The following is a 23,541-nucleotide window of genomic DNA, read 5'->3' on the forward strand; positions in this document are numbered from 1 at the left end:
GTTTCATCAAGTAGCGAAGCCCCACATGTCCGAACCACGCAAGATCCTCGTCACCAGCGCCCTGCCCTACGCCAACGGTTCGATTCACCTTGGCCATATGCTGGAATACATCCAGACCGATATGTGGGTGCGCTTCCAGAAGCATCGCGGCAATCAATGCATTTATGTCTGCGCCGACGACGCCCACGGTTCGGCGATCATGCTGCGCGCGGAAAAGGAAGGCATCACCCCGGAACAACTGATCGCCAACGTGCAGGCTGAACACAGCGCCGACTTTGCCGAGTTCCTGGTCGATTTCGACAATTTCCACTCCACTCACGCCGAAGAAAACCGTGAGCTGTCGAGCCAGATCTACCTGAAACTGCGTGATGCCGGGCACATTGCCCAGCGCTCGATCACTCAGTATTTCGACCCGGAAAAGAAAATGTTCCTGGCCGACCGCTTCATCAAGGGCACCTGCCCGAAATGCGGCACCGAAGACCAGTACGGCGACAACTGCGAAAAATGCGGTGCGACCTACGCTCCGACCGATCTGAAGGATCCGAAGTCGGCGATCTCCGGCGCCACTCCGGTGCTCAAGGATTCCCAGCACTTCTTCTTCAAGCTCCCGGACTTCCAGCAGATGCTGCAGACCTGGACCCGCAGCGGCACCCTGCAGGACGCCGTCGCGAACAAGATCGCCGAGTGGCTGGACGCCGGCCTGCAACAGTGGGACATCTCCCGCGATGCGCCGTACTTCGGTTTCGAGATCCCGGACGAGCCGGGCAAGTATTTCTACGTGTGGCTGGACGCGCCGATCGGCTACATGGCCAGTTTCAAGAACCTCTGCAACCGCACGCCGGAGCTGGACTTCGACGCGTTCTGGGGCAAGGACTCCACCGCCGAGCTGTACCACTTCATCGGCAAGGACATCGTCAACTTCCACGCGCTGTTCTGGCCCGCCATGCTCGAAGGCGCCGGTTTCCGCAAGCCGACCGGGATCAACGTGCACGGCTACCTGACCGTCAACGGCCAGAAGATGTCCAAGTCCCGTGGCACCTTCATCAAGGCCCGCACCTATCTCGATCACCTGTCGCCGGAATACCTGCGCTACTACTACGCAGCCAAACTGGGCCGTGGCGTCGACGACCTCGACCTGAACCTCGAAGACTTCGTGCAGAAGGTCAACTCCGACCTGGTCGGTAAAGTGGTCAACATCGCCAGCCGTTGCGCCGGTTTCATCCACAAAGGCAACGGCGGCCTGCTGGTCGACAACAATGCCGCGCCAGAGCTGACCGAAGCGTTCCTCGCTGCCGCGCCAAGCATTGCCGACGCCTATGAGGCCCGCGACTTCGCCCGCGCCATGCGTGAAACCATGGCCCTGGCCGATCGCGCCAACGCCTGGATCGCCGACAAGGCCCCCTGGTCGTTGAACAAGCAGGAAGGCAAGCAGGATGAAGTCCAGGCGATCTGCGCCACCGGCATCAACCTGTTCCGCCAGTTGGTGATCTTCCTCAAACCGGTGCTGCCGCTGCTGGCCGCCGACGCCGAGGCATTCCTCAACGTCGCCCCATTGACCTGGAACGACCACACCACGCTGCTGGCCAACCATCAGCTGAACGAATTCAAGCCGTTGATGACCCGCATCGACCCGGTAAAAGTGCAAGCCATGACCGACGCCTCGAAAGAAGACCTGACCGCCAGCCAGACCGACACCGGTGCAACCGCCCCGGTCGGCAATGGCGAATTGGCCAAGGATCCGCTGTCGCCGGAAATCGACTTCGACACCTTCGCAGCCGTCGACCTGCGCGTCGCGCTGATCGTCAAGGCCGAACACGTGGAGGGCGCCGACAAGTTGCTGCGCCTGACCCTGGACATCGGTGACGAGCAGCGCAACGTGTTCTCGGGAATCAAGAGCGCCTACCCGGACCCGTCGAAACTCGACGGTCGCCTGACCATGATGATCGCCAACCTCAAGCCACGGAAAATGAAGTTCGGCATTTCCGAAGGCATGGTGATGGCGGCCGGCCCTGGCGGTGAAGAAATCTACCTGCTGAGCCCGGACAGCGGCGCCAAGCCGGGTCAACGCATCAAGTAAGGCCCAGCGGTAAAGCGATCCCACAGGCATGTTCCGCAGGCCTGTGGGATTTTTCATATCTGGCCCACCCTTCACGGGTGCCGGATAATGCCTAACCTTGAATGACACCCGCCCGTTGCTGCCGGCAGAACCATGACCGAACTTGCGCTTACGCTGATCAGTGCCGCCCTGCTCAACAACTTCGTGTTGCACTGGCCGCTGGGCGTCGATCCGTTGCTGGCCGGCAGTCGGCGCCAGGTGCATGCGCTAGGGCTGGCGACGGCGTGCCTGATGCTGAGCGTCGGCTTCATCGGTTATGTGCTCTGGCACTGGCTACTGGTGCCGCTGCAACTGCAGGCCCTGCAGCTGTTTGTGTTCCTGCCGCTCAGCGTGCTGCTGATCGCACCGCTGCTGAAGTTGCTGACTCGCGCACTGCCTGACTGGCCCTTCGCCGGGCTATGGCCGTTGTTGCTGGGCAATGCCGGCGTGCTGGGGCTGGCCTTGATCAATGCACACAATGATCGTGGCCTGCTGCAGGCAACGGCGCTGAGCCTGGGGGCCGGGCTGGGTTTCTGGCTGGTGCTGAGCCTGTTCAGCGACTTGCGTGAACGCACGGCTGACAATGACATTCCCCTGCCCTTTCGCGGCTTGCCGATCGACCTGATCGGCGCCGGACTGATCGCAGTGATTTTTCTCGGATTCAGTGGACTGATCAAAACATGAGTCTGATTCAACTCATCGATGCCCTCCTGCCGCAGACCCAATGCGGCAAATGCGGCCACCCCGGGTGCAAGCCCTATGCGCAAGGCATCGTCGATGGCGAACCGATCAACAAGTGCCCGCCCGGCGGTGACGAAACCGTCGCCGCCCTGGCAGAACTGTTGAACGTGCCGGTGCTGGAGCTGGACGTCAGCCGTGGCTCGGCACCGCCACAAGTGGCGTACATTCGCGAGGCCGAGTGTATCGGCTGTACCAAGTGCATCCAGGCCTGCCCGATCGACGCCATCGTCGGCGCGGCGAAACTGATGCACACCGTACTGATCGACGAATGCACCGGTTGCGACCTGTGCGTGGCGCCGTGCCCGGTGGACTGCATCGAGATGCATCCACTGCCGCTCGGCACATTGCCGGTGGTCGGTGGCCTGGCATCCAGCCTTGAAGAACAGCGCGCACGCGCCGCCAAACGCGATCATGCACGCCAGCGTTTTGAACGCCGCAATGCCCGCCTGCAGCGCGAAGAACAACAGAAACAGGCTGAGCGCGAAGCCCGGGCGCAGCGCGCAGCGCAACCGGCGGTGGCCACTCTCGATCCGGTGCAGGCCGCTCTGGAACGGGTGCGCGCGCAGAAAGCCGCAACCGCCGACGCGGCATTGAAGAAAGCCAAGATCAATGTCGCCATGAGCCGCGCGCAATTGCACAAATCGCTGAAAGCCTTCGGCCATCCGCCGACCTTCGAACAGCAATCGCAACTGATCGTGTTGCAACAGCAGTTTGAAGCCGCCGAACAGGCGTTGGCGAAACTCGAAAGCAGCGCCGCCACCGCTCCAGCCGCTGCGGCCCCGGCTCCGGCGAAAGACGCCGACCTGAAGCGGGCGAAAATCCAGTTGGCCATGCGCCGCGCCGAACTGAAAAAGGCTCAGACTGCCGAGGCGCCGCCGGAACAGATCGCCACGCTGGAACAGGCCTTGCGTGATGCCGAGCAAGCCCTTCACGCTGCCGAAGCCTCGAGCGAGCAGGCTGTACCGGATCTGATGCGTGTGGAAAAACGTCCGATCGACAGCCAGCTCCGTCAGTTGAAAACCGAACTGGCCTACGCCCGTGCCGACCTGAGCAAACTCGAGCGCCGCGCCGACACGCCGGACGACATCCTCGACAAGGCCCGCGCGCGCCTGCAAGACGCCGAGCGGCAGGTGCAAGATCATGTCGTCCCGTGAAGCACCGGATGATCGCCTGCAACAGGCGATGAAGCGGGTGTTGCTGGCCACGCTGCCGGGGCTGTTGGCGTTGTTCTGGTTTTACGGCTGGGGCGTGTTGATCAACCTGATCCTGGCGGCGAGCACCGCGCTGCTGATCGAGGCTGGCGTCGCCCGCCTGCGCCGACAACCTTTGCAACCAACGCTCAGTGATGGTAGCGCACTGGTCAGCGCGGCACTGCTGGCCGCTGCGCTGCCGCCGTATTGCCCGTGGTGGCTGACCGTTAGTGCGGTGGCTTCGGGGCTGCTGTTCGGCAAGCATTTGTACGGTGGCGTCGGCAAGAACCCGTTCAACCCGGCCATGCTCGGTTTCGCCCTGGCAATGCTGCTGTTCCCGCAACCGATGACCCACTGGCCGGCGCATGGCATGAATCTGCAGGCCGCTTTTGCGCAAGTCTTGAATCTGGGCCAGGCGCCGGACGCCTGGGTTCAGGCCACCGCGCTGGACAGCCTGCGCATCAACAAAAGCCTGACCATCGATGAATTGTTCGCGGCCAATCCGGCGTTCGGGCGTTTCGGTGGACGCGGTGTGGAGTGGATCAATCTGGCGTTTCTCGCCGGTGGACTGGTTTTATTGCAGCGCCGGGTGATTGCCTGGCAAGCGCCAGTTGGCATGCTGGCCAGCCTGATTGTCGTCAGCCTGCTCTGCTGGAACGGTTCGGGTTCTGATTCCCACGGCTCACCGCTTTTTCATCTACTGAGCGGCGCAACCATGCTCGGTGCATTTTTCATCATTACCGAACCAGTATCCGGCGCCAAAAGTGCGTTGGCCCGACTGCTGTTCGGCGTGGGTGTCGGCTTGCTGACCTACCTGATCCGCACCTGGGGCGGCTACCCGGACGGTGTTGCGTTTGCGGTGTTGCTGATGAATCTGTGTGTACCGGCTCTGGAACGTTTTGCCGCTGCCCGCCAGACACAGGTGCAATCATGAACCGTGCGGTTTCTATGGTGACGCTTGTGCTGCTGGCCGGTGCCGGTCTCGGCCTGACTTATGTGGTGCAGCGCGCCAGTGCGCCGCAGATTGCCAGAGAGCAACGCCTGCTCGACAGCCGCAAGCTGCTGGATGTACTCGCAGCCGATGCCTACGACAACCAGCCACTGGAAAAGCCGCTGGCGTTGACTGATATGACGTTGAGCCACAGCACCCTGCTGGCAGGCTATCGCGCTACCAGACTCGGGCAGCCGGTGGCAGTGTTGTTGCGCTCGCAAACCGAGGGCTATGCCGACGTTATCGAACTGCTGATCGTCATTGATGCCAACGGCAGACTGCTGGGGGTAAAAACCCTGCGGCACAACGAAACGCCGGCGCTCGGCGGACTTATCGGCGACTGGCCGAACCCCTGGTTGGCGACATTTACCGGCAAGTCGCGCAATGCACCTGACGACGCAGGCTGGGCACTGAAAAAAGATCAGGGACAGTTCGATCAACTGGCGGGAGCCACCATTACATCCCGGGCCACCGTCAATGCCATCCATGACGCCCTGCGCTACTTTGATGAGCAGCGTGCAACCTTGCTCGGGAGCGGATCATGAACCAACCGGTGAACCTGACGAATGCCTTGCTGCTGGTTCTGCTACTTGGCACCAGTACGACACTGGCTGGCGCACTGGGCATGCTGCTGATGTCGGGCGCCGTCGTGGCGGTTTACGGCGTATGTATCGCTCCATTGCGCTCGCGACTGTCTGACAGCAACCTGATACTCGCCAGTCTGCTGCTGGCCGCCACCTTGACCAGTTGCTCCAATATCCTCGCGCAGCGCTGGGCGTTGCAGTGGCAGCAGTCACTCGGGATCTATGCCGGGCTGATCGCCTTGCAGTGTGTGGTGCTGGAATACAATGGATTCTTTCGTCAGGCGCTGACCGAATGCCTGAAGTTTTTTGGCCTGTCGAGCGCACTGCTACTCGCGCTGGCGGTACTGCGTGAACTGTTCGGTCAAGGCCACATCGGCCGTGGCCTGTCTGAGCACTGGCAAGGCCTGATTCTGTTCAGCGACGGACTGCACTTGCTCACCCTGGTTCCCGGCGCCTTCATCCTGCTCGGACTACTGCTCGCCGCCCGCCAGGCCTGGACCCGCTCGAACGCTATCTCCAAGGAAACACATCATCCATGAATGCCGCAAAACGTCTGGAAATCTTCCGCAGACTTCATGAGGACAATCCCGAGCCGAAGACCGAACTGGCCTATTCCTCGCCGTTCGAGTTGTTGATTGCGGTCATTCTTTCTGCGCAATCAACCGACGTCGGCGTCAACAAGGCCACGGCCAAACTGTTTCCGGTGGCCAATACCCCGGCAGCGATCCACGCGCTGGGCGTCGAAGGACTGTCCGAATACATCAAGACCATCGGCCTCTATAACAGCAAAGCGAAAAACGTGATCGAGACCTGCCGCATGCTGGTCGAGCTGCACAATGGCGAAGTCCCGCACACGCGCGAAGAACTGGAAGCGCTGCCCGGCGTCGGCCGCAAGACGGCCAACGTGGTCCTCAATACCGCTTTCCGTCAGTTGACCATGGCGGTCGACACGCACATTTTTCGCGTGAGCAACCGCACCGGCATTGCACCGGGTAAAAATGTGGTTGAAGTGGAAAACAAGCTGATGAAGTTTGTGCCAAAAGACTACCTGCTGGATTCTCACCACTGGCTGATTCTGCACGGTCGCTATGTGTGTCTGGCGCGCAAGCCCCGCTGTGGCAGCTGCCGGATCGAAGATTTGTGCGAGTACAAACACAAAACTTCGGACGATTGATTGGCTATTGGAATAATTGATTCGTCGATTGAAAAAATCTTTTTTACCCGCAGCAGGAATATCGATATAAGGAGCGCCAAAGGCAGTCTTAGCCTGGAGTTCACCTTATGACTGACAGCAAAGAACAACTGGACGTAGATGACGATTTTACCGCTGTGGAAACCGAAGACGCCGAACCGGTGGTCGAGGTTGCCAAGACCAATCTGAGCAAACGTCGCACCATCGATAACCTGCTTGAGGAGCGCCGACTGCAAAAGCAATTGGCTGATTACGATTTTGACCTCTGACACTTGAAAGCCTCCCGAACCGGAGGCTTTTTACTGTCTGGGAAATCCGACACTGAGTGGCCCATGATTCCTCGGCAATCAGGATCATCAGACCAGTCCGTTACGTTGCGCCAACTCAATCAGATCCACCAGCGACCGGGCATTGAGCTTCAATAACAGACGCGTCTTGTACGTGCTGACCGTCTTGTTGCTGAGAAACATGCCGTCGGCAATTTCCTTGTTGGTCTTGCCCCGCGCCAATTGCTGCAACACCATCATTTCCCGGCCGGAAAGACGGTCCACCATATCGGCTTCACTGGCATTGCCCAGACTGGTCCGCACAGTATGCAGGGCCTGGTTTGGAAAATAGCTGTACCCGGACAGTACGGCTTTGATCGCACTGAGCAATTCAGTCAGATCCTGTTGTTTACAGACATATCCCGCCGCACCCGACTGCATGCAGCGCATCGAAAAATGTCCCGGTGCCTGGGAAGTCAGCACCAGAACTTTCAAGGGCATCGGTGTCGAGTTCAGACGCGCGATAACTTCCAGGCCGTCAAGCTTGGGAATTCCAATATCCAGAATAACGATATCCGGCATCTGTTCACGAGCAAGTTGTAACGCGTCCACGCCATTATCTGTTTCGGCAATAACTTCGTAGCCATGACGTTCCATCAGCATACGCACAGCAAGACGAATGACGGGGTGATCATCCACGATCAGCACTTTATTCATGGGCAAGTCCAGTTTCGCTGTTCGAATTTTTAGAATCCGCACAATAGCCTAGTCACTTCCGACATGGCACAAGAGAGTTCCATCGCACTCCCAGCCAAAGACATTCCCTACAACAAAAAAAGATTATTCCTACAAAAAACCTGACACCGATGATATTGGCGTGCGCCAACTGTTTCTCTGATAGCGACTTCGACGTGAAAAATACTACGCCCTTGAGGCCATGCCTGGCGACGCCTCCGAGTGGCACGCCCAGCAAAAGTCTGAAAAAGCGCCGTCATTGCATGACTGCGCATTAACGACACCCTGAAAAAATCAGATAACCAATCAATTGCCAAGAAGATAGAAAAAACCATCTGCACACTTTAACAAATCAACGTCTGAAACAAGATACTTCTACCCAACGGATTTCTTTTAATATAAAAAAGAGCATCAAACGCAAGACCTCACCCATACAAAAACCATTCAACAAACACAATGGAATACACACTTAATGAGCAAACGCCATGATAAAAATCAGAAAGAGAATAACCAACCCCATGACTGTAATTACGATATTTGCATTTATTTCCGAGTCATCGGCAGCCATCTCCTTACCCTTTCTTGATAGCGACGAAAGAGAAGTTTATGTCTGGTTCCTGATCAGCTTCCCGTTTTACTTGCTGCTGCTATTTTTTTTAACGCTCAATTTCAACTACCGATCATTGTATGCCCCCTCGGACTTCGACAATGACGATAGTTTTCTGCAAGTCTTTGACGAGTTGAAACCGGCCGAACCCACACCGTGTGCGCCTACACCAGGCGCTTGTGCTGCGCCAGACGGGACAGCAACTTCAAACGGTTTGCAATGGACGTTGCCTGCACACAATACTGATCCGGGGCGTCGCTATCCGGACGGCACAGGCAAGTCCTGTACGGAGCGCCTCTGGATTGAGCACAACATTCAACTGCCCAAACCCATGGGCACATTGCGTGCGATAGATGTACGCCCGATGAGCAGCGCGCAGGCGTTCAACATCCTGGCTGAACACTTCCCGCACCTTGGCGGGCAATCGGCCAAGGTGGTGGTTTTTTTGACCGATTCGGCGTCCGGTGTTTTGCTCAAAAAAATCACCCCCAGTCTTATCAAGCAATCGAAAAAAAACGGGGGTGCCAAAATTTTCATTGCCTACAACGTGACCGCGCAAAGTACTACGGTATTAAGAGGCGTATGAAACGCAGAGTTGATGCCTGAAGTGGACATTCGAAAAAATACTGAAATTGACCGTACCGACCGACGCTCCAGAGTCGGGCCGGACACACAGGAAAAAAAATGGCGGCTTTGTCACTGTGACAAGCCGCCATTTCTTCACGGGTCCGCGAGGCTTAGAACAGCTTGCGGCCTTTGTTCGCGGCAATGCGCATGCGCAGCGCGTTGAGCTTGATGAAGCCCGCCGCGTCGGCCTGGTTGTAAGCGCCGCCGTCTTCTTCAAAGGTCGCGATGTTGGCGTCGAACAGCGAATCGTCGGACTTGCGGCCGGTAACGATCACGTTGCCTTTGTACAGCTTCAGGCGAACCACACCGTTCACGTTGACCTGCGAAGCGTCGATCATCTGTTGCAGCATCAGACGCTCCGGGCTCCACCAGTAGCCGGTGTAGATCAGACTGGCGTATTTCGGCATCAGCTCGTCTTTGAGGTGAGCGACTTCGCGGTCCAGAGTGATCGATTCGATGGCGCGGTGCGCGCGCAACATGATGGTGCCGCCTGGGGTTTCGTAGCAGCCACGGGACTTCATGCCCACATAACGGTTTTCAACGATGTCGAGACGGCCGATACCGTGCTGCCCACCGATCTTGTTCAGCGTTGCCAGTACGGTGGCCGGGGTCATTTCGACGCCGTCCAGCGCAACGATGTCGCCGTTACGGTAGGTCAGTTCCAGGTATTGCGGGGTGTCGGGAGCCTTCTCCGGGGAGACGGTCCAGCGCCACATGTCTTCTTCGTGCTCGGTCCAGGTGTCTTCCAGCACGCCGCCTTCATAGGAGATGTGCAGCAGGTTGGCGTCCATCGAGTACGGGGACTTCTTCTTGCCGTGACGCTCGATCGGGATCGCGTGCTTCTCGGCGTAATCCATCAGTTTCTCGCGCGACAGCAGGTCCCACTCACGCCATGGCGCAATCACTTTCACCCCTGGCTTGAGCGCGTAGGCACCCAGTTCGAAACGCACCTGGTCGTTGCCCTTGCCGGTGGCGCCATGGGAAATGGCGTCGGCGCCGGTTTCGTTGGCGATTTCGATCAGGCGTTTGGCGATCAGCGGACGTGCGATGGAAGTACCCAGCAGGTACTCGCCTTCGTAAACGGTGTTGGCGCGGAACATCGGGAACACGAAATCACGCACGAATTCTTCGCGCAGGTCGTCGATGTAGATTTCTTTGACGCCCATGGCCTGAGCCTTGGCGCGAGCCGGCTCGACCTCTTCGCCCTGACCCAGGTCAGCGGTGAAGGTCACCACTTCACAGTTATAAGTATCCTGCAGCCACTTGAGGATCACCGAAGTGTCCAGGCCGCCGGAATACGCCAGAACGACCTTGTTTACGTCCGCCATGCCATCACTCCACGGGGTTCTACGGAAAGCCGAGGAGTCTACCGCTCAAATCCGAGAATTTACAGAGGCGCGACAGCTTAAGACGACAAAGCGACAGAATCTGTCGAGAGCGCGACGATGACCGCCGGGTCAGGAAGTCGCCGCAGCGTTGGCTGGCGTACTGGCTTGTGGCGCTGGCGCGGTGGTGGGTGCCACTCGTGCGAGTTTCACGCTGACCCGGCGATTCTTCGCCCGGTTGGCCGCATTGTTGTTCGGCACCAGCGGGTACTGCTCGCCATGGAAACGCACGGTTATCTGCGCTTCGGCGATGCCGTTGGCCTTGAAAAAGTCGACGACTGCCAGCGCGCGACGGCGCGACAGTTCACGGTTGGTCAGACGGTTGCCGCTGTTGTCGGAATAGCCATCCAGTTCGATGTGATTGACCGTCGGATCGGCCTTCATGAACTCGAGCATCACCTGCAGCTTGGCTTTGGCGGCAGCATCCAGATCGGTGCCTTCGCCGGGGAAGCCGATCTGCGATTGTTTCACCTGATCGAAATTCTGCGGCAGCAACTTCGCCACACACGTCTGGTAATCATTGAACGCTTTGCTGAACTTCACCGGCAGCAGACGCACTTCCGAAACCCGGCCATCGCCGGACGCACGGCGCACCACCGGGCTGCGACCATCGAGCAGACCGCTGATCAATCCGCCGGCCTGGGATTGTGAGCTGTTGAACAGCACGTTGCCGGTGCCGATCCTGACGCTGCCCAGGTTGATATCGTTGCGCCCCGGCTGCCATGGCGCCGCTGCTGCAAGCAAGGTCGCCGAGCCGCCACCGAGCATGGCGTTGTAGGCATTGAGGCGGAATATCGCCTGCTCGCCGGCCTTGCGCACGAACTGGCCCGAGCCGAAATCGGTGATCGGCTGGGTCAGGCGGCACTCGAACTTGTCGCCCTCGACCGTCCACTCAATGTTCTCCAGACGCGTCTGGTAGGTGAGCGCCATCGCGGGGAGGCTGGCAAACACACTGAGCAAGGCTAAATATCGCTGGCGCACGGGAGGCTCCATTGGCTTCTGTAACACAAAGACCGATTCACACTATGTTTACGGCATACCTACGGGATATCGGAAGGATCCTGCAAAACTTGATAGCGAGTGCCTGCAAGAGTCTTTTCCGGTAGCATTCCCCTCAGTTTGACCCGCCTGGAATCCCCTCATGTCCGACCGCCTGACCCTGCTGCGTCCCGACGACTGGCACATTCATCTTCGCGATGGTGCCGTGTTGACCAATACCGTTGCCGATGTGGCGCGCACCTTTGGCCGCGCCATCATCATGCCCAACCTGGTACCACCGGTGCGCAACGCCGCTGAAGCCGACGGCTATCGCCAGCGGATTCTCGCCGCCCGCCCGGCCGGCAGTCGCTTCGAACCGCTGATGGTGCTGTACCTCACCGACCGCACCCAGCCCGAAGAAATTCGTGAGGCCAAGGCCAGCGGTTTCGTGCACGCCGCCAAGTTGTACCCGGCCGGCGCCACCACCAACTCCGATTCCGGAGTCACCAGCATCGACAAGATTTTCCCGGCGCTGGAGGCCATGGCCGAAGTCGGCATGCCGCTGCTGATCCACGGCGAGGTCACCCGTGGCGATGTCGACGTTTTCGACCGCGAAAAGATTTTCATCGATGAGCACATGCGCCGTGTGGTCGAGCGTTTCCCGATGCTCAAAGTGGTGTTCGAACACATCACCACCGGCGACGCCGTGCAGTTCGTCAACGAGGCTTCGGCCAACGTCGGCGCGACCATCACCGCGCATCACCTGCTGTACAACCGCAACCACATGCTGGTCGGCGGAATCCGGCCGCACTTCTATTGCCTGCCGATCCTCAAGCGCAATACCCATCAGGAAGCCTTGCTTGACGCCGCCACCAGCGGTAGCGCCAAGTTCTTCCTCGGTACCGACTCGGCACCGCACGCCCAGCACGCCAAGGAAGCCGCCTGCGGCTGCGCCGGCTGCTACACCGCGTATGCCGCTATCGAGTTGTATGCCGAAGCGTTCGAGCAGCGTAATGCACTGGACAAGCTCGAAGCGTTCGCCAGCCTCAACGGTCCGCGTTTCTACGGCCTGCCAGCCAACACCGATCGCATCACCCTGGTTCGTGAAGAATGGACCGCCCCGACCAGCCTGCCATTCGGCGAGCTGAACGTTATCCCGCTGCGCGCCGGTGAAAAACTGCGCTGGCGCCTGCTGGAGGAACACGCGTGAGTGAAGACCATTTCGACGACGAACTGGACGGTCAAGGTGGCGGCGGCGGTTCCCGTCACCCGATGGCAGCACGTTTTCGCGGTTACCTGCCGGTTGTCGTCGACGTAGAGACTGGTGGCTTCAACTCGGCCACCGACGCTCTGCTGGAGATTGCCGCGACCACCATCGCCATGGATGAAAAGGGTTTCGTCTACCCGGACCACACCTACTTCTTCCGTGTCGAGCCGTTCGAAGGCGCCAACATCGAAGCGGCGGCACTGGAGTTCACCGGGATCAAGCTCGATCATCCGCTGCGCATGGCCGTCAGCGAAGAAACCGCGCTGACCGACATCTTCCGTGGCATCCGCAAGGCGCTGAAGGCCAACGGCTGCAAGCGCGCGATCCTGGTCGGCCACAACAGCAGCTTCGACCTCGGTTTCCTGAATGCCGCGGTTGCGCGTCTGGACATGAAGCGCAACCCGTTCCACCCGTTCTCCAGCTTCGACACCGCGACACTGGCCGGTCTGGCTTACGGTCAAACCGTGCTGGCCAAGGCCTGTCAGGCAGCCGATATCGATTTCGACGGCCGTGAAGCGCATTCGGCGCGTTACGACACCGAGAAGACCGCCGAGCTGTTCTGCGGCATCGTCAACCGCTGGAAACAGATGGGCGGCTGGGAAGACTTCGACGACTGATCCTCGTCGGGTATTTCCCGCGCATGAAAAAACCGGCCACATGGGCCGGTTTTTTTTGTACCGCGACGTTGCGCCTTACAGGGCAGCAGCGTTCTCGGTCAGGTAAGCCGCAACGCCTTCTGGCGAAGCGTTCATGCCTTTGTCGCCTTTTTTCCAGTTGGCAGGGCAGACTTCGCCGTGCTCTTCGTGGAATTGCAGCGCGTCGACCAGACGGATCAGCTCTTCCATGTTACGGCCCAGCGGCAGGTCGTTGATGATCTGCGAGCGGACAACGCCCTTGTCGTCGATCAGGAACGCGCCACGGAAAGCCACGCCGCCTTCGGACTCAACGTCGTAGGCCTTGGCGATTTCGTGCTTCATGTCGGCGGCCATGGTGTATTTCACCTGGCCGATACCGCCGTTGTTGACCGGGGTGTTGCGCCAGGCGTTGTGGGTGAAGTGCGAGTCGATCGACACAGCAACCACTTCCACGTTACGCGCCTTGAAGTCAGCCATGCGGTTGTCCAGAGCGATCAGCTCGGACGGGCAGACGAAGGTGAAGTCCAGTGGGTAGAAGAACACCAGGCCGTATTTGCCTTTGATGGCCGAGGACAGGGTGAAGCTGTCAACGATCTCGCCATTGCCGAGTACGGCCGGGACGGTGAAATCTGGGGCTTGTTTGCCTACGAGTACGCTCATGGATATCTCCTGGTGAATAACTTGAAGTTCAGGGTCCGGGCCAGCCTGCCACCCTGAGGCGACAGCCCTGTGACACGAACCCTCTTCGCAAGGGCCGACCATCATACACTGCGTTTTTCGCCTGTCCTTAACGGTTTTTTACCCAAAGCGGATAACCGGGCAGCATTTTCGGGGCCAGGCAATTCGCCAGTAATCACCGTTCGTCAGTGACCCGCCTTCCGATCGAAAACCATTCAGAAAGCACTTTGACAATCATTCTCGTTAACATTAAGATCCATCGCAATTGAGTCACAACCAGCGACGGTTCTCACTTATGTATGTTTGTCTCTGCACTGGCGTCACCGACGGACAGATCCGCGAAGCGATCTATGAAGGTTGCTGCAGCTACAAGGAAGTCCGCCAGGCCACCGGCGTCGCCAGTCAATGCGGCAAATGTGCCTGCCTTGCCAAGGAAGTGGTGCGCGAAACCCTGACCAAGCTGCAAACCGCTCAGGCCGCAATCCCCTATCCGGTAGAATTTACTGCCGCGTAATTGCCCCCCATTTCGAAGAACCGGACTTATGTCCGGTTTTTTTATGCCCGCAAATCAATCGGTTAGACGCTAGACGCGGAACACAAACATTCTTATTCAGATTTAATTTCATTTATTATTCAATAACTTAGGTTTGACACTTATAAATACCAAGCTCAAACTCCGCCTTATATACAGCTATTACAGGGCAGGACTCCCATCATGAAAGGCGACATTACAGTCATCCAGCATCTCAACAAGATCCTTGCCAATGAACTGGTCGCGATCAATCAGTACTTTCTGCATGCGCGCATGTATGAAGATTGGGGCCTGAACAAGCTGGGCAAGCACGAGTACCACGAATCCATCGACGAGATGAAGCACGCGGACAAGCTGATCAAGCGCATCCTGTTCCTTGAAGGCCTGCCGAACGTGCAGGATCTGGGCAAGCTGCACATCGGCGAGCACACCCGGGAAATGCTCGAGTGCGACCTGCGGATCGAGAAGACCGGCCACGCCGACCTGAAAGCCGCCATCGCCCATTGCGAATCGGTTGGCGACTTTGGCAGCCGTGAACTGCTCGAAGACATTCTCGAATCCGAAGAAGAGCATATCGACTGGCTGGAAACCCAACTGGGCCTGATCGATAAAGTCGGTCTTGAGAACTACCTGCAATCGCAGATGGGCGAAGAGTAGGAGTTGCCGCAGGCTGCGATCTTTTTCGATTGCGCCGGTAACCCGCGTTAACTTTTCCAACGCACTAAAAAGCCCCGCCCTCTTACGAGGTGCGGGGCTTTTTATTGGCTGAAGATCAAAAGATCGCAGCCTCGTTTCACTCGACAGCTCCTGTAGCAGAAGCCTGTGCCGAGTGAACGCCGGATCAGGCTTCGGACTTGGCCGCAGCAGCCTTGGCCGATGCTTCCTTGACCAGGGTCTGCAGTTCACCGTTGGCGAACATTTCAGCCATGATGTCACTGCCGCCGACCAGTTCACCACCGACCCACAGTTGCGGGAAAGTCGGCCAGTTGGCGTACTTCGGCAGGTTGGCGCGGATTTCCGGGTTCTGCAGGATGTCGACGTAGGCGAACTTCTCGCCACAGCCCATCACAGCCTGCGCAGCTTTCGCGGAGAAGCCACACTGCGGGGCATTCGGCGAGCCTTTCATGTAAAGCAGAATGGTGTTGTTGGCAATCTGCTCTTTAATCGTTTCGATGATATCCATGGAGCACCTCGGCTGAACTTTCCGACTCATGGGTCGGCACGGTGACGCATTGTAACGGAATCCCGAGCGCCATGCTCGGTCTCCCCGACGGTCACGCTCAAGCCGCCGCCACCGTCACCGGCACGCCATTGAGCGCGGCGTTGCCCGACAGTTCATCAAGCTGACACTCATCGGTCAGATCATTAGCACTCGAACCTGGCTGCCCACTGGCGATTGCCATTTGCACACCTGGCCGCGCATGCCCCCAACCGTGCGGCAGGCTAACCACGCCTTTCATCATGTCCAGACTGCCGAGCACCTCGACCTCGATCTGCCCTACCCGCGAGCTGACGCGAACTAACTGACCATCGTTGAGCCCACGGCTGGCGAGGTCATCCGGGTGCATCAGCAATTGATGCCGTGGCTTGCCCTTCACCAGACGATGATAATTGTGCATCCACGAATTGTTGCTGCGCACATGCCGACGACCAATCATCAGCAGTTCATCGGCGGCCGGCGCCTGCAAGGCCGCAAAGCGTGCGAGATCAGCAAGAATTTCCGGCGGCGCAGCCTGCACCCGTTGATTTGGCGTTTTGAGGCGAGCTGCAAGATTCGGTTTCAACGCCCCAAGATCAATCCCGTGTGGATGATCGAACAACGTCGCCAATGACAGCTTTTGCTCGGACGCGTCTCCGTACAGTCCCATGCGCAGGCCCATGTCGATCATCTTCGCCGGCGGCATGGTCGGTTTCAGTTCCTTGCCGGTCTTCTCGGCAAAGGCCTTGGCCAGGCCGACAAAGATCTCCCAGTCGTGCAACGCGCCCTCGGGTTTGGCGAGAATCGCCCGGTTGAAGCGAGTGACGTTGCGCACCGCGAACAGGTTGAACGTGGTGTCGTAGTGATCGTTCTCCAGCGCCGAGGTCGATGGCAGGATCAGGTCGGCGTAGCGCGTGGTTTCGTTGATGTACAGGTCGACGCTGACCATGAATTCCAGGCCATCCAGCGCCTGCTCCAGTTGCCGGCCGTTTGGCGTCGACAATACCGGGTTGCCGGCGACGGTGATCAGCGCGCGAATCTGCCCTTCACCTTCGGTGAGCATCTCTTCAGCCAGCGCCGACACCGGCAGTTCGCCGCCGTACTCGGGCCGTCCGGACACCCGACTCTGCCACTTGTTGAAGTGCCCGCCGGAGGTCGATGCCACCAGATCCACCGCCGGCTCGGTGCACAAGGCACCGCCGACGCGATCGAGATTGCCAGTCACCAGATTGATCAACTGCACCACCCAATGGCACAGCGTGCCGAAGGCCTGAGTGGAAACGCCCATGCGTCCGTAGCAGACCGCACTCGGCGCGGCGGCGAAGTCCCGGGCCAGTTGGCGGATCTGTTCAGCGGGAACGGCGCACAGCGGGCTCATGGCTTCGGCAGTGAACGCGGCGACAGCTGCGCGCACTTCATCGAGACCATCAACCGGCAAGTGACTGTCACGGGTCAGGCCTTCGCTGAACAAAGTGTTGAGCACCCCGAACAACAACGCCGCATCGCCACCGGGACGCACGAACAGGTGCTGATCGGCGATGGCTGCGGTTTCGCTGCGCCGCGGGTCGACCACCACCACTTTGCCGCCGCGCGCCTGAATCGCCTTCAGACGCTTCTCGACATCCGGCACGGTCATGATGCTGCCGTTCGACGCCAGCGGATTACCGCCGAGGATCAGCATGAAATCGGTGTGATCGATGTCCGGAATCGGCAACAGCAAGCCGTGGCCGTACATCAGGTAACTGCTCAGGTGATGCGGCAACTGATCGACCGAAGTCGCCGAGAAGCGGTTGCGCGTCTTCAGCAGGCCGAGGAAATAATTGCTGTGGGTCATCAGCCCGTAGTTGTGCACGCTCGGGTTGCCCTGATAGACCGCCACCGCGTTCTGCCCGTGACGCTGCTGAATCGCCGCCAGACGTTCGGCCACCAGCGCGAAGGCTTCGTCCCACGCGATCGGCAGCCATTCGCTGCCGACCCGGCGCATCGGCTGGCGCAGGCGGTCGGGATCGTTCTGGATGTCTTGCAGGGCCACGGCCTTGGGGCAGATGTGCCCACGACTGAACGTGTCGAGCGCGTCACCCTTGATCGAGGTGATCGCGACATTGCCATCGGTTTCAGTGGTCTCGAGGGTCAGACCGCAGATGGCTTCGCACAGGTGGCAGGCACGGTGATGGAGAGTCTTGGTCATGGCCAGTCTCTGTCTTGTTCTGGGCAGGCAATCACGCCTGCGGGAACAAAACTATGGCCCGCGACCCGGTGCAGCGCCAGCGACGTTCGTCTTGTGAATCGGCGGCCATCAGGCCGGCCGATAGACGCGTCAGTTCGCCGGAAGCTGGGGCGGCGCGGCCAGCTGGATTTCCTGGATGGTCTCGATCTGCTCGTGGGCGACGTGGACGCCGGTGAGTTCGCCGATCAGTCGCCAGTGCTCGTCGAGCCCGGCGCTGATGGTCGCCATGCGGTCGATCATCTGCCGACTGGCAGCCTTGACCACGTCATCTTCACTGCGCAGCAGTTCGAAGGACATCGAGGTCATCGAGGCGGTGAGGTGGGTCAATGAGCGTGCCGTGTGGCCCAGCAGTTCCATTAACAGTTTTTCTTTCGATTCCATGCGGAGGCTTCCTGCGTCGCTCGTGATTTATTTATAACCCAGCACTTTGCTTTAGCAAATGTTTCAACCTGCGCATCCGACCAAGCGAACCGGTGGCTCTCGGGTCACAAACCGACCAGAGCTGTGCCATCCCCGCCGCGCCTGATTGCCAAGCCCGATGGGGCCAGTGTACAAATGCCTCGCTGGCCTCTCGAAAACTGACCGGAAATCACAGTGTTCGCCCTGTTTTCCCCCGGCGCATTTCTGCAAAAACCGCAGCCTATTGGAAAAACGCGACATTTAGTGTCAATATCGCGCCTCCCCCTATTTCGTCGCCCCGTGCGGCTTACGCCGCAGGTCTCGCCCGTTGTTCCGTTAAACAAGGCTTTGAGCATCTGCGGTCTGTAGCAAAAAGGTAGTCAATGATGAGCGCAAGGCACTTTCTCTCCCTGATGGGTTGCACGCCCGAAGAGCTGGTCAGCGTGATCCGTCGAGGCGTTGAGCTCAAGGACCTGCGTAACCGCGGCGTACTGTTCGAGCCGCTGAAAAACCGCGTCCTGGGGATGATCTTCGAGAAATCCTCGACCCGTACCCGGATCTCCTTCGAGGCCGGCATGATCCAGCTCGGTGGCCAGGCGATCTTCCTCTCGCCACGTGACACCCAGCTGGGCCGTGGCGAGCCGATCGGTGACTGCGCCATCGTCATGTCGAGCATGCTCGACGCGGTGATGATCCGTACCTTTGCTCACAGCACCCTGACCGAATTCGCCGCCAACTCGCGCGTGCCGGTGATCAACGGCCTGTCCGATGACCTGCACCCGTGCCAGTTGCTGGCCGACATGCAGACCTTCCTCGAACACCGCGGCTCGATCCAGGGCAAGACCGTGGCGTGGATCGGCGACGGCAACAACATGTGCAACAGCTATATAGAAGCGGCAATCCAGTTCGACTTCCAGTTGCGCGTTGCCTGCCCGCAAGGCTATGAGCCCAACCCTGAATTCGTCGCACGTGCAGGCGATCGCGTGACCATCGTCCGCGATCCGCAAGACGCCGTGCGCGGCGCGCATCTGGTGAGCACCGATGTCTGGACTTCGATGGGTCAGGAAGAGGAAACTGCCAAGCGCCTGAAGTTGTTCGCTCCGTTTCAGGTGAACCGCGCCCTGCTCGATCTGGCGGCCGAAGATGTGCTGTTCATGCATTGCCTGCCGGCGCACCGCGGCGAAGAAATCAGCCTCGACCTGCTCGATGACCCGCGCTCCGTCGCCTGGGATCAGGCAGAAAACCGTCTCCACGCACAGAAGGCCCTGCTCGAGTTCCTCGTCGAACCGGCATATCACCACGCATGAGCCATGAATTACTGCTGAACCTGCGCAACCTTGCTTGCGGCTATCAAGATCAACGTGTGGTGCAGAACCTCAATCTGCACCTCAACGCCGGTGACATCGGCTGCCTGCTCGGCTCGTCCGGCTGCGGCAAGACCACCACCCTGCGCGCCATCGCCGGTTTCGAACCGGTGCATGAAGGCGAAATCACCCTCGGCGGCGAGACCATCTCCAGCGCCGGTTTCACCCTGGCGCCGGAGAAACGCCGGATCGGCATGGTGTTTCAGGACTACGCGCTGTTCCCGCACCTGAGCGTCGCGGACAACATCGCCTTCGGCATCCGCAAGCACCCGAACAAGGAGCGCGTCACCGAAGAGCTGCTGGAACTGGTCAACCTGAAGAATCTCGGCAAGCGTTTCCCGCACGAACTCTCCGGCGGCCAGCAACAGCGTGTCGCCCTCGCCCGCGCTCTGGCGCCGGAACCGCAGTTGCTGCTGCTCGACGAACCGTTCTCCAACCTCGATGGCGAACTGCGCCGCAAGCTCAGCCACGAAGTGCGCGACATCCTCAAGGCCCGCGGCACCAGTGCGATTCTGGTGACCCACGATCAGGAAGAAGCCTTCGCCGTCAGCGATCATGTTGGTGTATTCAAGGAAGGTCGCCTGGAGCAGTGGGATACGCCGTACAACCTCTACCACGAGCCGGCCACGCCGTTTGTCGCCAGCTTCATCGGTCAGGGTTATTTCATCCGCGGCCAGCTCGGCAGCCCGGAATCGGTGCAGACCGAACTCGGTGAACTGCGCGGCAACCGCGCCTACACTTGGCCGGTGGGTGGTGCGGTGGATGTACTGTTGCGTCCGGATGACATCGTTTATGCGCCGGACAGCGGGTTGAAAGCGCGGATCGTTGGCAAGACGTTCCTTGGCGCCTCGACCCTGTATCGCCTGCAACTGCCGACGGGCGCACAGCTGGAGTCGATTTTTCCGAGCCATGCCGACCATCAGGTGGGCGCGGAGGTAGGCATTCGTGTTGCCGCCGAACATCTGGTTCTGTTCCAGGCCTCCGGCAGCACCGCCGCACAAATCCCGGCGGTGGAAAACGGCGTCCGCCGCTACAGCACCGCCCTCTGATCAAACAGAACATCGGAGTGTGGAGTTTTTTGTGGTGAGGGGATTTATCCCCGATGGGGCGCGAAGCGGCCCTTTAGCCTGCACCGCGGAGTGCCTGGCACTGTGCAAGTAATGGTTTGGGGCTGCTGCTTAGCCCATCGGGGATAAATCCCCTCACTACAAAGGCTCACTCCAACAAATTTTTGCGTTAACCGAGAATAAGCGTGCCGCTGGCCACCAGCGTCGCATTCCCGCCAATCTTGACCCGCTCCCCCTCCAGCCGACAGAACAACTCCCCGCCCCGCGCCGAGCGCTGGCACGCGGTCAGACTGGATTTGCCCAGACGTTTCGACCAATACGGAATCAGGCTGCAATGCGTCGATCCAGTGACCGGATCTTCGTTGATGCCGATCGCCGGGGCGAAGTAGCGCGAGACGAAATCGTGCTGATTGCCGCGCGCGGTCACAATGGCGCCGAGCCATGGCAGTTTCGCCAGTGCAACCATGTCCGGCGTGCAGTCGAGCACTGCCTGCTCCGACTCCAGCACCACAAACAATTCGTTGGAACCGAGCACATCTACAGCCTCGACACCTAGCGCACGCTCGACATCCAGCGTCACGCCAATCTCTGACGGCACAATCGACGGGAAGTCCAGCCACAGACGATCACCCTCGCGGCTGACACTCAACGGCCCGGACTTGCAGGTGAAGTCCAGCCGCTCGGCATTTTCCTTGTAGATCTCGAACAATACATAGGCACTGGCCAGTGTGGCGTGCCCACACAACGGCACCTCGGTGGTCGGGGTGAACCAGCGGATGTGCCACGCCGCGCCTTCGCGCACCACAAACGCGGTTTCTGCCAGATTGTGTTCGGCGGCGATCTTCTGCATCAGCTCATCCGCGAGCCATGCGTCGAGCCGATACACCATGGCCGGGTTGCCACTGAACGGCCGGTCACTGAACGCGTCCACCTGATAAAACTCGAGCTGCATAACGTTCTCCCTGAGTCAGTCGGCGAAGCATGCCGCCCGGATCGGCTCAGCGCCAGTGACAGAACCGGCCAATTTTCCTCATACAGAAATGAGTGTTACGCGCGACCGATGTCGGCGAATCTGGCCTGAGTGTGTTCGGCCAGCACCGCAGGCGCCAGTTCGACTTCCAGGCCACGTCGGCCGGCACTGACATAAATAGTCGCAAAGCCCTGAGCCGAACTATCGATGAAGGTGCGCAGACGCTTCTTCTGCCCCAGCGGACTGATGCCGCCCAACAGATAACCGGTGGAGCGCTGTGCCGCGGCCGGGTCAGCCATTTCGACTTTCTTCACCCCTGCCGCGTGTGCCAGGCCCTTGAGATCAAGGCTTCCGACGACCGGCACCACCGCCACCAGCAATTCACCTTTTTCGCTGGCTGCGAGCAGCGTCTTGAACACCTGCGCCGGCTCCAGCGCCAGTTTCTCTGCGGCCTCCAGCCCATAGGACGCGGCCTTGGGGTCATGTTCGTAACTGTGCACGCGATGTTCGGCACGAACTTTTTTCAACAAGTCCAACGCAGGGGTCATGGCAGCTCCAGGCTCGGTATCAACAGAAAAATCCTGTGCTGGATTCTAGGCCATGACATCGCAAAAGGCTCTAGCGCAAGCCCCGTTTTCCGGGCGCTGCAGGCGAATCGCCGGACTATCGTCGCGGCGATTCGCAGGATCATTCAGCAGGCTGATAGTTTAATTGTGACCGATGGTTCACTTTCGACCTTTGACAGGTTTGTTTCTTGTCTATATTTTTTCGAATCTGAATAATGTAAGAATTATCGTCACCGCAGCACCCAGCAGTAAACCGGGAACAGGATGGGGATCCTGCCCCGGGGGAAAATCGCGCCTTGCCCTGACGGCAAACGCGCCAGACAACAACAAAAATCGAGGTTTTCAATGACAACTGCTTTACCGCAACCATCGCTATCGGGCCAATGCCTGGCCGAATTTCTGGGTACTGCATTGCTGATCTTTTTCGGTACCGGCTGTGTCGCCGCGCTCAAGGTCGCGGGCGCCAGCTTCGGCTTGTGGGAAATCAGCATCATCTGGGGCGTCGGCGTGAGCATGGCGATCTACTTGACCGCCGGGGTTTCCGGCGCGCACCTGAACCCCGCCGTGAGTATCGCCCTGAGCATTTTCGCTGACTTCGAAAAGCGCAAGCTGCCGTTCTATATCCTGTCGCAGATTGCCGGTGCCTTCTGCGGCGCGCTGTTGGTCTATACGCTGTACAGCAATCTGTTCTTCGATTACGAACAAACTCACCAAATGGTTCGTGGTTCGACTGCGAGCCTGGAACTGGCGTCGGTGTTCTCCACTTTCCCGAACCCAGTGCTGTCCACCGCCCAGGCGTTCCTGGTCGAGATGATCATCACCGCGATCCTGATGGGTGTGATCATGGCCCTGACCGACGACAACAACGGTCTGCCGAAAGGCCCGATGGCCCCGCTGCTGATCGGTTTGCTGATTGCCGTGATCGGCAGCTCGATGGGCCCGCTGACCGGTTTTGCGATGAACCCGGCGCGTGACTTCGGTCCGAAACTGATGACTTTCTTCGCCGGCTGGGGTGAAATTTCCTTCACTGGCGGCCGCGATATTCCGTACTTCCTGATTCCGATTTTTGCACCGATTGTCGGTGCCTGCCTCGGCGCTGCCGGGTATCGCGGGCTCATCGCCCGTCACCTGACCGGCGCCACACCTGCTACAAAGGATGCAGAACCGGCCATTGACGGCAAACCAAGAACTTCTTGAAACAGTCGGCGCGGGGTCCTGCCCATTTCGAGCCTGCGCCACGGCCCACT

The 23,541-nt window shown here is 59.2% G+C and carries 25 protein-coding genes; 16 read left to right on the forward strand and 9 right to left on the reverse strand.

What is annotated here, in order from left to right; translation table 11 throughout:
- The first annotated feature begins 25 nt into the window (after positions 1-25).
- From metG to PMI25_RS09325, 8 genes are all read left to right on the forward strand, one after another.
- Positions 26-2,077 carry a methionine--tRNA ligase gene (gene metG, locus PMI25_RS09290; RefSeq protein ID WP_007963997.1) on the forward strand — a complete coding sequence of 684 codons (2,052 nt, stop codon included), beginning with the start codon at positions 26-28 and terminating at the stop codon, positions 2,075-2,077.
- A 132-nt stretch (positions 2,078-2,209) separates the two neighbouring features.
- Complete coding sequence (locus tag PMI25_RS09295; protein WP_007963994.1) at positions 2,210-2,779, forward strand: Rnf-Nqr domain containing protein; 570 nt, start codon at positions 2,210-2,212, stop codon at positions 2,777-2,779.
- On the forward strand, positions 2,776-3,990 hold the full coding sequence (gene rsxB / locus PMI25_RS09300; RefSeq protein ID WP_007963992.1) for an electron transport complex subunit RsxB: 1,215 nt from the start codon (positions 2,776-2,778) through the stop codon (positions 3,988-3,990). The genes PMI25_RS09295 and rsxB overlap by 4 nt, the downstream gene beginning before the upstream one ends.
- Entirely contained in the window at positions 3,977-4,960 is a 984-nt protein-coding gene (locus tag PMI25_RS09305) for an RnfABCDGE type electron transport complex subunit D (RefSeq protein ID WP_007963990.1), read from the forward strand. The genes rsxB and PMI25_RS09305 overlap by 14 nt, the downstream gene beginning before the upstream one ends.
- Positions 4,957-5,562: an RnfABCDGE type electron transport complex subunit G gene (locus PMI25_RS09310; protein ID WP_007963987.1), complete on the forward strand. Its 606-nt coding sequence runs from the start codon at positions 4,957-4,959 to the stop codon at positions 5,560-5,562. Before PMI25_RS09305 ends, PMI25_RS09310 begins: the two co-directional genes overlap by 4 nt.
- Entirely contained in the window at positions 5,559-6,140 is a 582-nt protein-coding gene (locus PMI25_RS09315) for an Rnf-Nqr domain containing protein (RefSeq protein ID WP_007963985.1), read from the forward strand. The genes PMI25_RS09310 and PMI25_RS09315 overlap by 4 nt, the downstream gene beginning before the upstream one ends.
- Positions 6,137-6,775 carry an endonuclease III gene (gene nth, locus PMI25_RS09320; RefSeq protein ID WP_007963983.1) on the forward strand — a complete coding sequence of 213 codons (639 nt, stop codon included), beginning with the start codon at positions 6,137-6,139 and terminating at the stop codon, positions 6,773-6,775. Before PMI25_RS09315 ends, nth begins: the two co-directional genes overlap by 4 nt.
- 107 nt (positions 6,776-6,882) lie before the next feature.
- Positions 6,883-7,062, forward strand: a complete 180-nt coding sequence (locus PMI25_RS09325; protein WP_007963981.1) for a PA3496 family putative envelope integrity protein — start codon at positions 6,883-6,885, stop codon at positions 7,060-7,062.
- 87 nt (positions 7,063-7,149) lie between these two features.
- Here PMI25_RS09325 and PMI25_RS09330 read toward each other — a convergent pair whose 3' ends face one another.
- On the reverse strand, positions 7,150-7,776 hold the full coding sequence (locus PMI25_RS09330) for a response regulator transcription factor (protein WP_003227711.1): 627 nt from the start codon (positions 7,774-7,776) through the stop codon (positions 7,150-7,152).
- Positions 7,777-8,279: 503 nt separating this feature from the next.
- Here PMI25_RS09330 and PMI25_RS09335 point away from each other — a divergent pair.
- Positions 8,280-8,987 (forward strand): hypothetical protein, encoded by a 708-nt coding sequence (locus PMI25_RS09335; protein WP_007963978.1) that lies wholly within the window; start codon positions 8,280-8,282, stop codon positions 8,985-8,987.
- A 151-nt stretch (positions 8,988-9,138) separates the two neighbouring features.
- Here the strand turns inward: PMI25_RS09335 and PMI25_RS09340 are convergent, their stop codons facing one another.
- Entirely contained in the window at positions 9,139-10,356 is a 1,218-nt protein-coding gene (locus tag PMI25_RS09340; protein ID WP_007963976.1) for an argininosuccinate synthase, read from the reverse strand.
- Between the two features lie 129 nt (positions 10,357-10,485).
- Entirely contained in the window at positions 10,486-11,394 is a 909-nt protein-coding gene (locus PMI25_RS09345; protein WP_007963975.1) for a flagellar protein MotY, read from the reverse strand.
- 160 nt (positions 11,395-11,554) lie between these two features.
- Between PMI25_RS09345 and pyrC the strand changes: the two genes are divergently transcribed.
- Both pyrC and rnt read left to right on the forward strand, forming a co-directional pair.
- A complete protein-coding gene (gene pyrC / locus PMI25_RS09350; RefSeq protein WP_007963974.1) occupies positions 11,555-12,601 on the forward strand; it encodes a dihydroorotase in 1,047 nt (348 codons plus the stop codon).
- On the forward strand, positions 12,598-13,275 hold the full coding sequence (gene rnt, locus PMI25_RS09355) for a ribonuclease T (protein ID WP_007963973.1): 678 nt from the start codon (positions 12,598-12,600) through the stop codon (positions 13,273-13,275). Before pyrC ends, rnt begins: the two co-directional genes overlap by 4 nt.
- Before the next feature lie 75 nt (positions 13,276-13,350).
- Here rnt and PMI25_RS09360 read toward each other — a convergent pair whose 3' ends face one another.
- Positions 13,351-13,953 (reverse strand): peroxiredoxin, encoded by a 603-nt coding sequence (locus PMI25_RS09360; RefSeq protein WP_007963972.1) that lies wholly within the window; start codon positions 13,951-13,953, stop codon positions 13,351-13,353.
- Positions 13,954-14,266: 313 nt separating this feature from the next.
- Between PMI25_RS09360 and PMI25_RS09365 the strand changes: the two genes are divergently transcribed.
- Positions 14,267-14,485 carry a bacterioferritin-associated ferredoxin gene (locus PMI25_RS09365; protein ID WP_003227725.1) on the forward strand — a complete coding sequence of 73 codons (219 nt, stop codon included), beginning with the start codon at positions 14,267-14,269 and terminating at the stop codon, positions 14,483-14,485.
- 201 nt (positions 14,486-14,686) lie between these two features.
- A complete protein-coding gene (gene bfr / locus PMI25_RS09370) occupies positions 14,687-15,160 on the forward strand; it encodes a bacterioferritin (protein WP_007963971.1) in 474 nt (157 codons plus the stop codon).
- 184 nt (positions 15,161-15,344) lie between these two features.
- On the opposite strand, the gene grxD is transcribed toward bfr, so the two are convergent.
- The 3 genes from grxD to PMI25_RS09385 all read right to left on the reverse strand — a co-directional run bounded on the left by grxD (position 15,345) and on the right by PMI25_RS09385 (position 18,309).
- Entirely contained in the window at positions 15,345-15,686 is a 342-nt protein-coding gene (grxD, locus tag PMI25_RS09375; protein ID WP_003227729.1) for a Grx4 family monothiol glutaredoxin, read from the reverse strand.
- 97 nt (positions 15,687-15,783) lie between these two features.
- Complete coding sequence (locus tag PMI25_RS09380) at positions 15,784-17,889, reverse strand: molybdopterin oxidoreductase family protein (RefSeq protein ID WP_007963970.1); 2,106 nt, start codon at positions 17,887-17,889, stop codon at positions 15,784-15,786.
- A 129-nt stretch (positions 17,890-18,018) separates the two neighbouring features.
- Complete coding sequence (locus tag PMI25_RS09385; RefSeq protein ID WP_007963969.1) at positions 18,019-18,309, reverse strand: hypothetical protein; 291 nt, start codon at positions 18,307-18,309, stop codon at positions 18,019-18,021.
- A 404-nt stretch (positions 18,310-18,713) separates the two neighbouring features.
- Here PMI25_RS09385 and argF point away from each other — a divergent pair, with 404 nt between their 5' ends.
- Together argF and PMI25_RS09395 are read left to right on the forward strand one after the other, a co-directional pair.
- Positions 18,714-19,634 carry an ornithine carbamoyltransferase gene (argF, locus tag PMI25_RS09390; protein ID WP_045122022.1) on the forward strand — a complete coding sequence of 307 codons (921 nt, stop codon included), beginning with the start codon at positions 18,714-18,716 and terminating at the stop codon, positions 19,632-19,634.
- Entirely contained in the window at positions 19,631-20,740 is a 1,110-nt protein-coding gene (locus PMI25_RS09395; protein ID WP_007963967.1) for an ABC transporter ATP-binding protein, read from the forward strand. Before argF ends, PMI25_RS09395 begins: the two co-directional genes overlap by 4 nt.
- Positions 20,741-20,927: 187 nt before the next feature.
- Here the strand turns inward: PMI25_RS09395 and PMI25_RS09400 are convergent, their stop codons facing one another.
- Both PMI25_RS09400 and ybaK read right to left on the reverse strand, forming a co-directional pair.
- The gene (locus tag PMI25_RS09400) at positions 20,928-21,710 is read right to left on the reverse strand and encodes a PhzF family phenazine biosynthesis protein (RefSeq protein WP_007963965.1); all 783 of its coding nucleotides are present in this window, start codon (positions 21,708-21,710) and stop codon (positions 20,928-20,930) included.
- A 95-nt stretch (positions 21,711-21,805) separates the two neighbouring features.
- On the reverse strand, positions 21,806-22,276 hold the full coding sequence (gene ybaK, locus PMI25_RS09405; protein ID WP_007963963.1) for a Cys-tRNA(Pro) deacylase: 471 nt from the start codon (positions 22,274-22,276) through the stop codon (positions 21,806-21,808).
- 363 nt (positions 22,277-22,639) lie between these two features.
- Here ybaK and PMI25_RS09410 point away from each other — a divergent pair, with 363 nt between their 5' ends.
- Positions 22,640-23,491, forward strand: a complete 852-nt coding sequence (locus PMI25_RS09410; RefSeq protein WP_007963961.1) for an MIP/aquaporin family protein — start codon at positions 22,640-22,642, stop codon at positions 23,489-23,491.
- Positions 23,492-23,541: the final 50 nt, after the last annotated feature.

Source organism: Pseudomonas sp. GM30, from assembly GCF_000282275.2.
In the GTDB taxonomy this organism is placed as follows: Bacteria; Pseudomonadota; Gammaproteobacteria; order Pseudomonadales; family Pseudomonadaceae; genus Aquipseudomonas.

What these genes read in the sequence shown, in the direction of transcription:
- bfr (WP_007963971.1), top strand. Translation starts at nt 14,687, where the DNA reads ATGAAAGGCGACATTACAGTCATCCAGCATCTCAACAAGATCCTTGCC.
- argF (WP_045122022.1), top strand. Translation starts at nt 18,714, where the DNA reads ATGAGCGCAAGGCACTTTCTCTCCCTGATGGGTTGCACGCCCGAAGAG.
- pyrC (WP_007963974.1), top strand. Translation starts at nt 11,555, where the DNA reads ATGTCCGACCGCCTGACCCTGCTGCGTCCCGACGACTGGCACATTCAT.
- PMI25_RS09385 (WP_007963969.1), bottom strand. Translation starts at nt 18,309, where the DNA reads ATGGAATCGAAAGAAAAACTGTTAATGGAACTGCTGGGCCACACGGCA.
- ybaK (WP_007963963.1), bottom strand. Translation starts at nt 22,276, where the DNA reads ATGACCCCTGCGTTGGACTTGTTGAAAAAAGTTCGTGCCGAACATCGC.
- PMI25_RS09360 (WP_007963972.1), bottom strand. Translation starts at nt 13,953, where the DNA reads ATGAGCGTACTCGTAGGCAAACAAGCCCCAGATTTCACCGTCCCGGCC.
- PMI25_RS09335 (WP_007963978.1), top strand. Translation starts at nt 8,280, where the DNA reads ATGATAAAAATCAGAAAGAGAATAACCAACCCCATGACTGTAATTACG.
- PMI25_RS09395 (WP_007963967.1), top strand. Translation starts at nt 19,631, where the DNA reads ATGAGCCATGAATTACTGCTGAACCTGCGCAACCTTGCTTGCGGCTAT.
- metG (WP_007963997.1), top strand. Translation starts at nt 26, where the DNA reads ATGTCCGAACCACGCAAGATCCTCGTCACCAGCGCCCTGCCCTACGCC.
- nth (WP_007963983.1), top strand. Translation starts at nt 6,137, where the DNA reads ATGAATGCCGCAAAACGTCTGGAAATCTTCCGCAGACTTCATGAGGAC.
- PMI25_RS09315 (WP_007963985.1), top strand. Translation starts at nt 5,559, where the DNA reads ATGAACCAACCGGTGAACCTGACGAATGCCTTGCTGCTGGTTCTGCTA.
- PMI25_RS09410 (WP_007963961.1), top strand. Translation starts at nt 22,640, where the DNA reads ATGACAACTGCTTTACCGCAACCATCGCTATCGGGCCAATGCCTGGCC.
- rsxB (WP_007963992.1), top strand. Translation starts at nt 2,776, where the DNA reads ATGAGTCTGATTCAACTCATCGATGCCCTCCTGCCGCAGACCCAATGC.
- PMI25_RS09330 (WP_003227711.1), bottom strand. Translation starts at nt 7,776, where the DNA reads ATGAATAAAGTGCTGATCGTGGATGATCACCCCGTCATTCGTCTTGCT.
- PMI25_RS09295 (WP_007963994.1), top strand. Translation starts at nt 2,210, where the DNA reads ATGACCGAACTTGCGCTTACGCTGATCAGTGCCGCCCTGCTCAACAAC.
- PMI25_RS09310 (WP_007963987.1), top strand. Translation starts at nt 4,957, where the DNA reads ATGAACCGTGCGGTTTCTATGGTGACGCTTGTGCTGCTGGCCGGTGCC.
- grxD (WP_003227729.1), bottom strand. Translation starts at nt 15,686, where the DNA reads ATGGATATCATCGAAACGATTAAAGAGCAGATTGCCAACAACACCATT.
- PMI25_RS09325 (WP_007963981.1), top strand. Translation starts at nt 6,883, where the DNA reads ATGACTGACAGCAAAGAACAACTGGACGTAGATGACGATTTTACCGCT.
- PMI25_RS09340 (WP_007963976.1), bottom strand. Translation starts at nt 10,356, where the DNA reads ATGGCGGACGTAAACAAGGTCGTTCTGGCGTATTCCGGCGGCCTGGAC.
- PMI25_RS09305 (WP_007963990.1), top strand. Translation starts at nt 3,977, where the DNA reads ATGTCGTCCCGTGAAGCACCGGATGATCGCCTGCAACAGGCGATGAAG.
- PMI25_RS09400 (WP_007963965.1), bottom strand. Translation starts at nt 21,710, where the DNA reads ATGCAGCTCGAGTTTTATCAGGTGGACGCGTTCAGTGACCGGCCGTTC.
- PMI25_RS09365 (WP_003227725.1), top strand. Translation starts at nt 14,267, where the DNA reads ATGTATGTTTGTCTCTGCACTGGCGTCACCGACGGACAGATCCGCGAA.
- PMI25_RS09380 (WP_007963970.1), bottom strand. Translation starts at nt 17,889, where the DNA reads ATGACCAAGACTCTCCATCACCGTGCCTGCCACCTGTGCGAAGCCATC.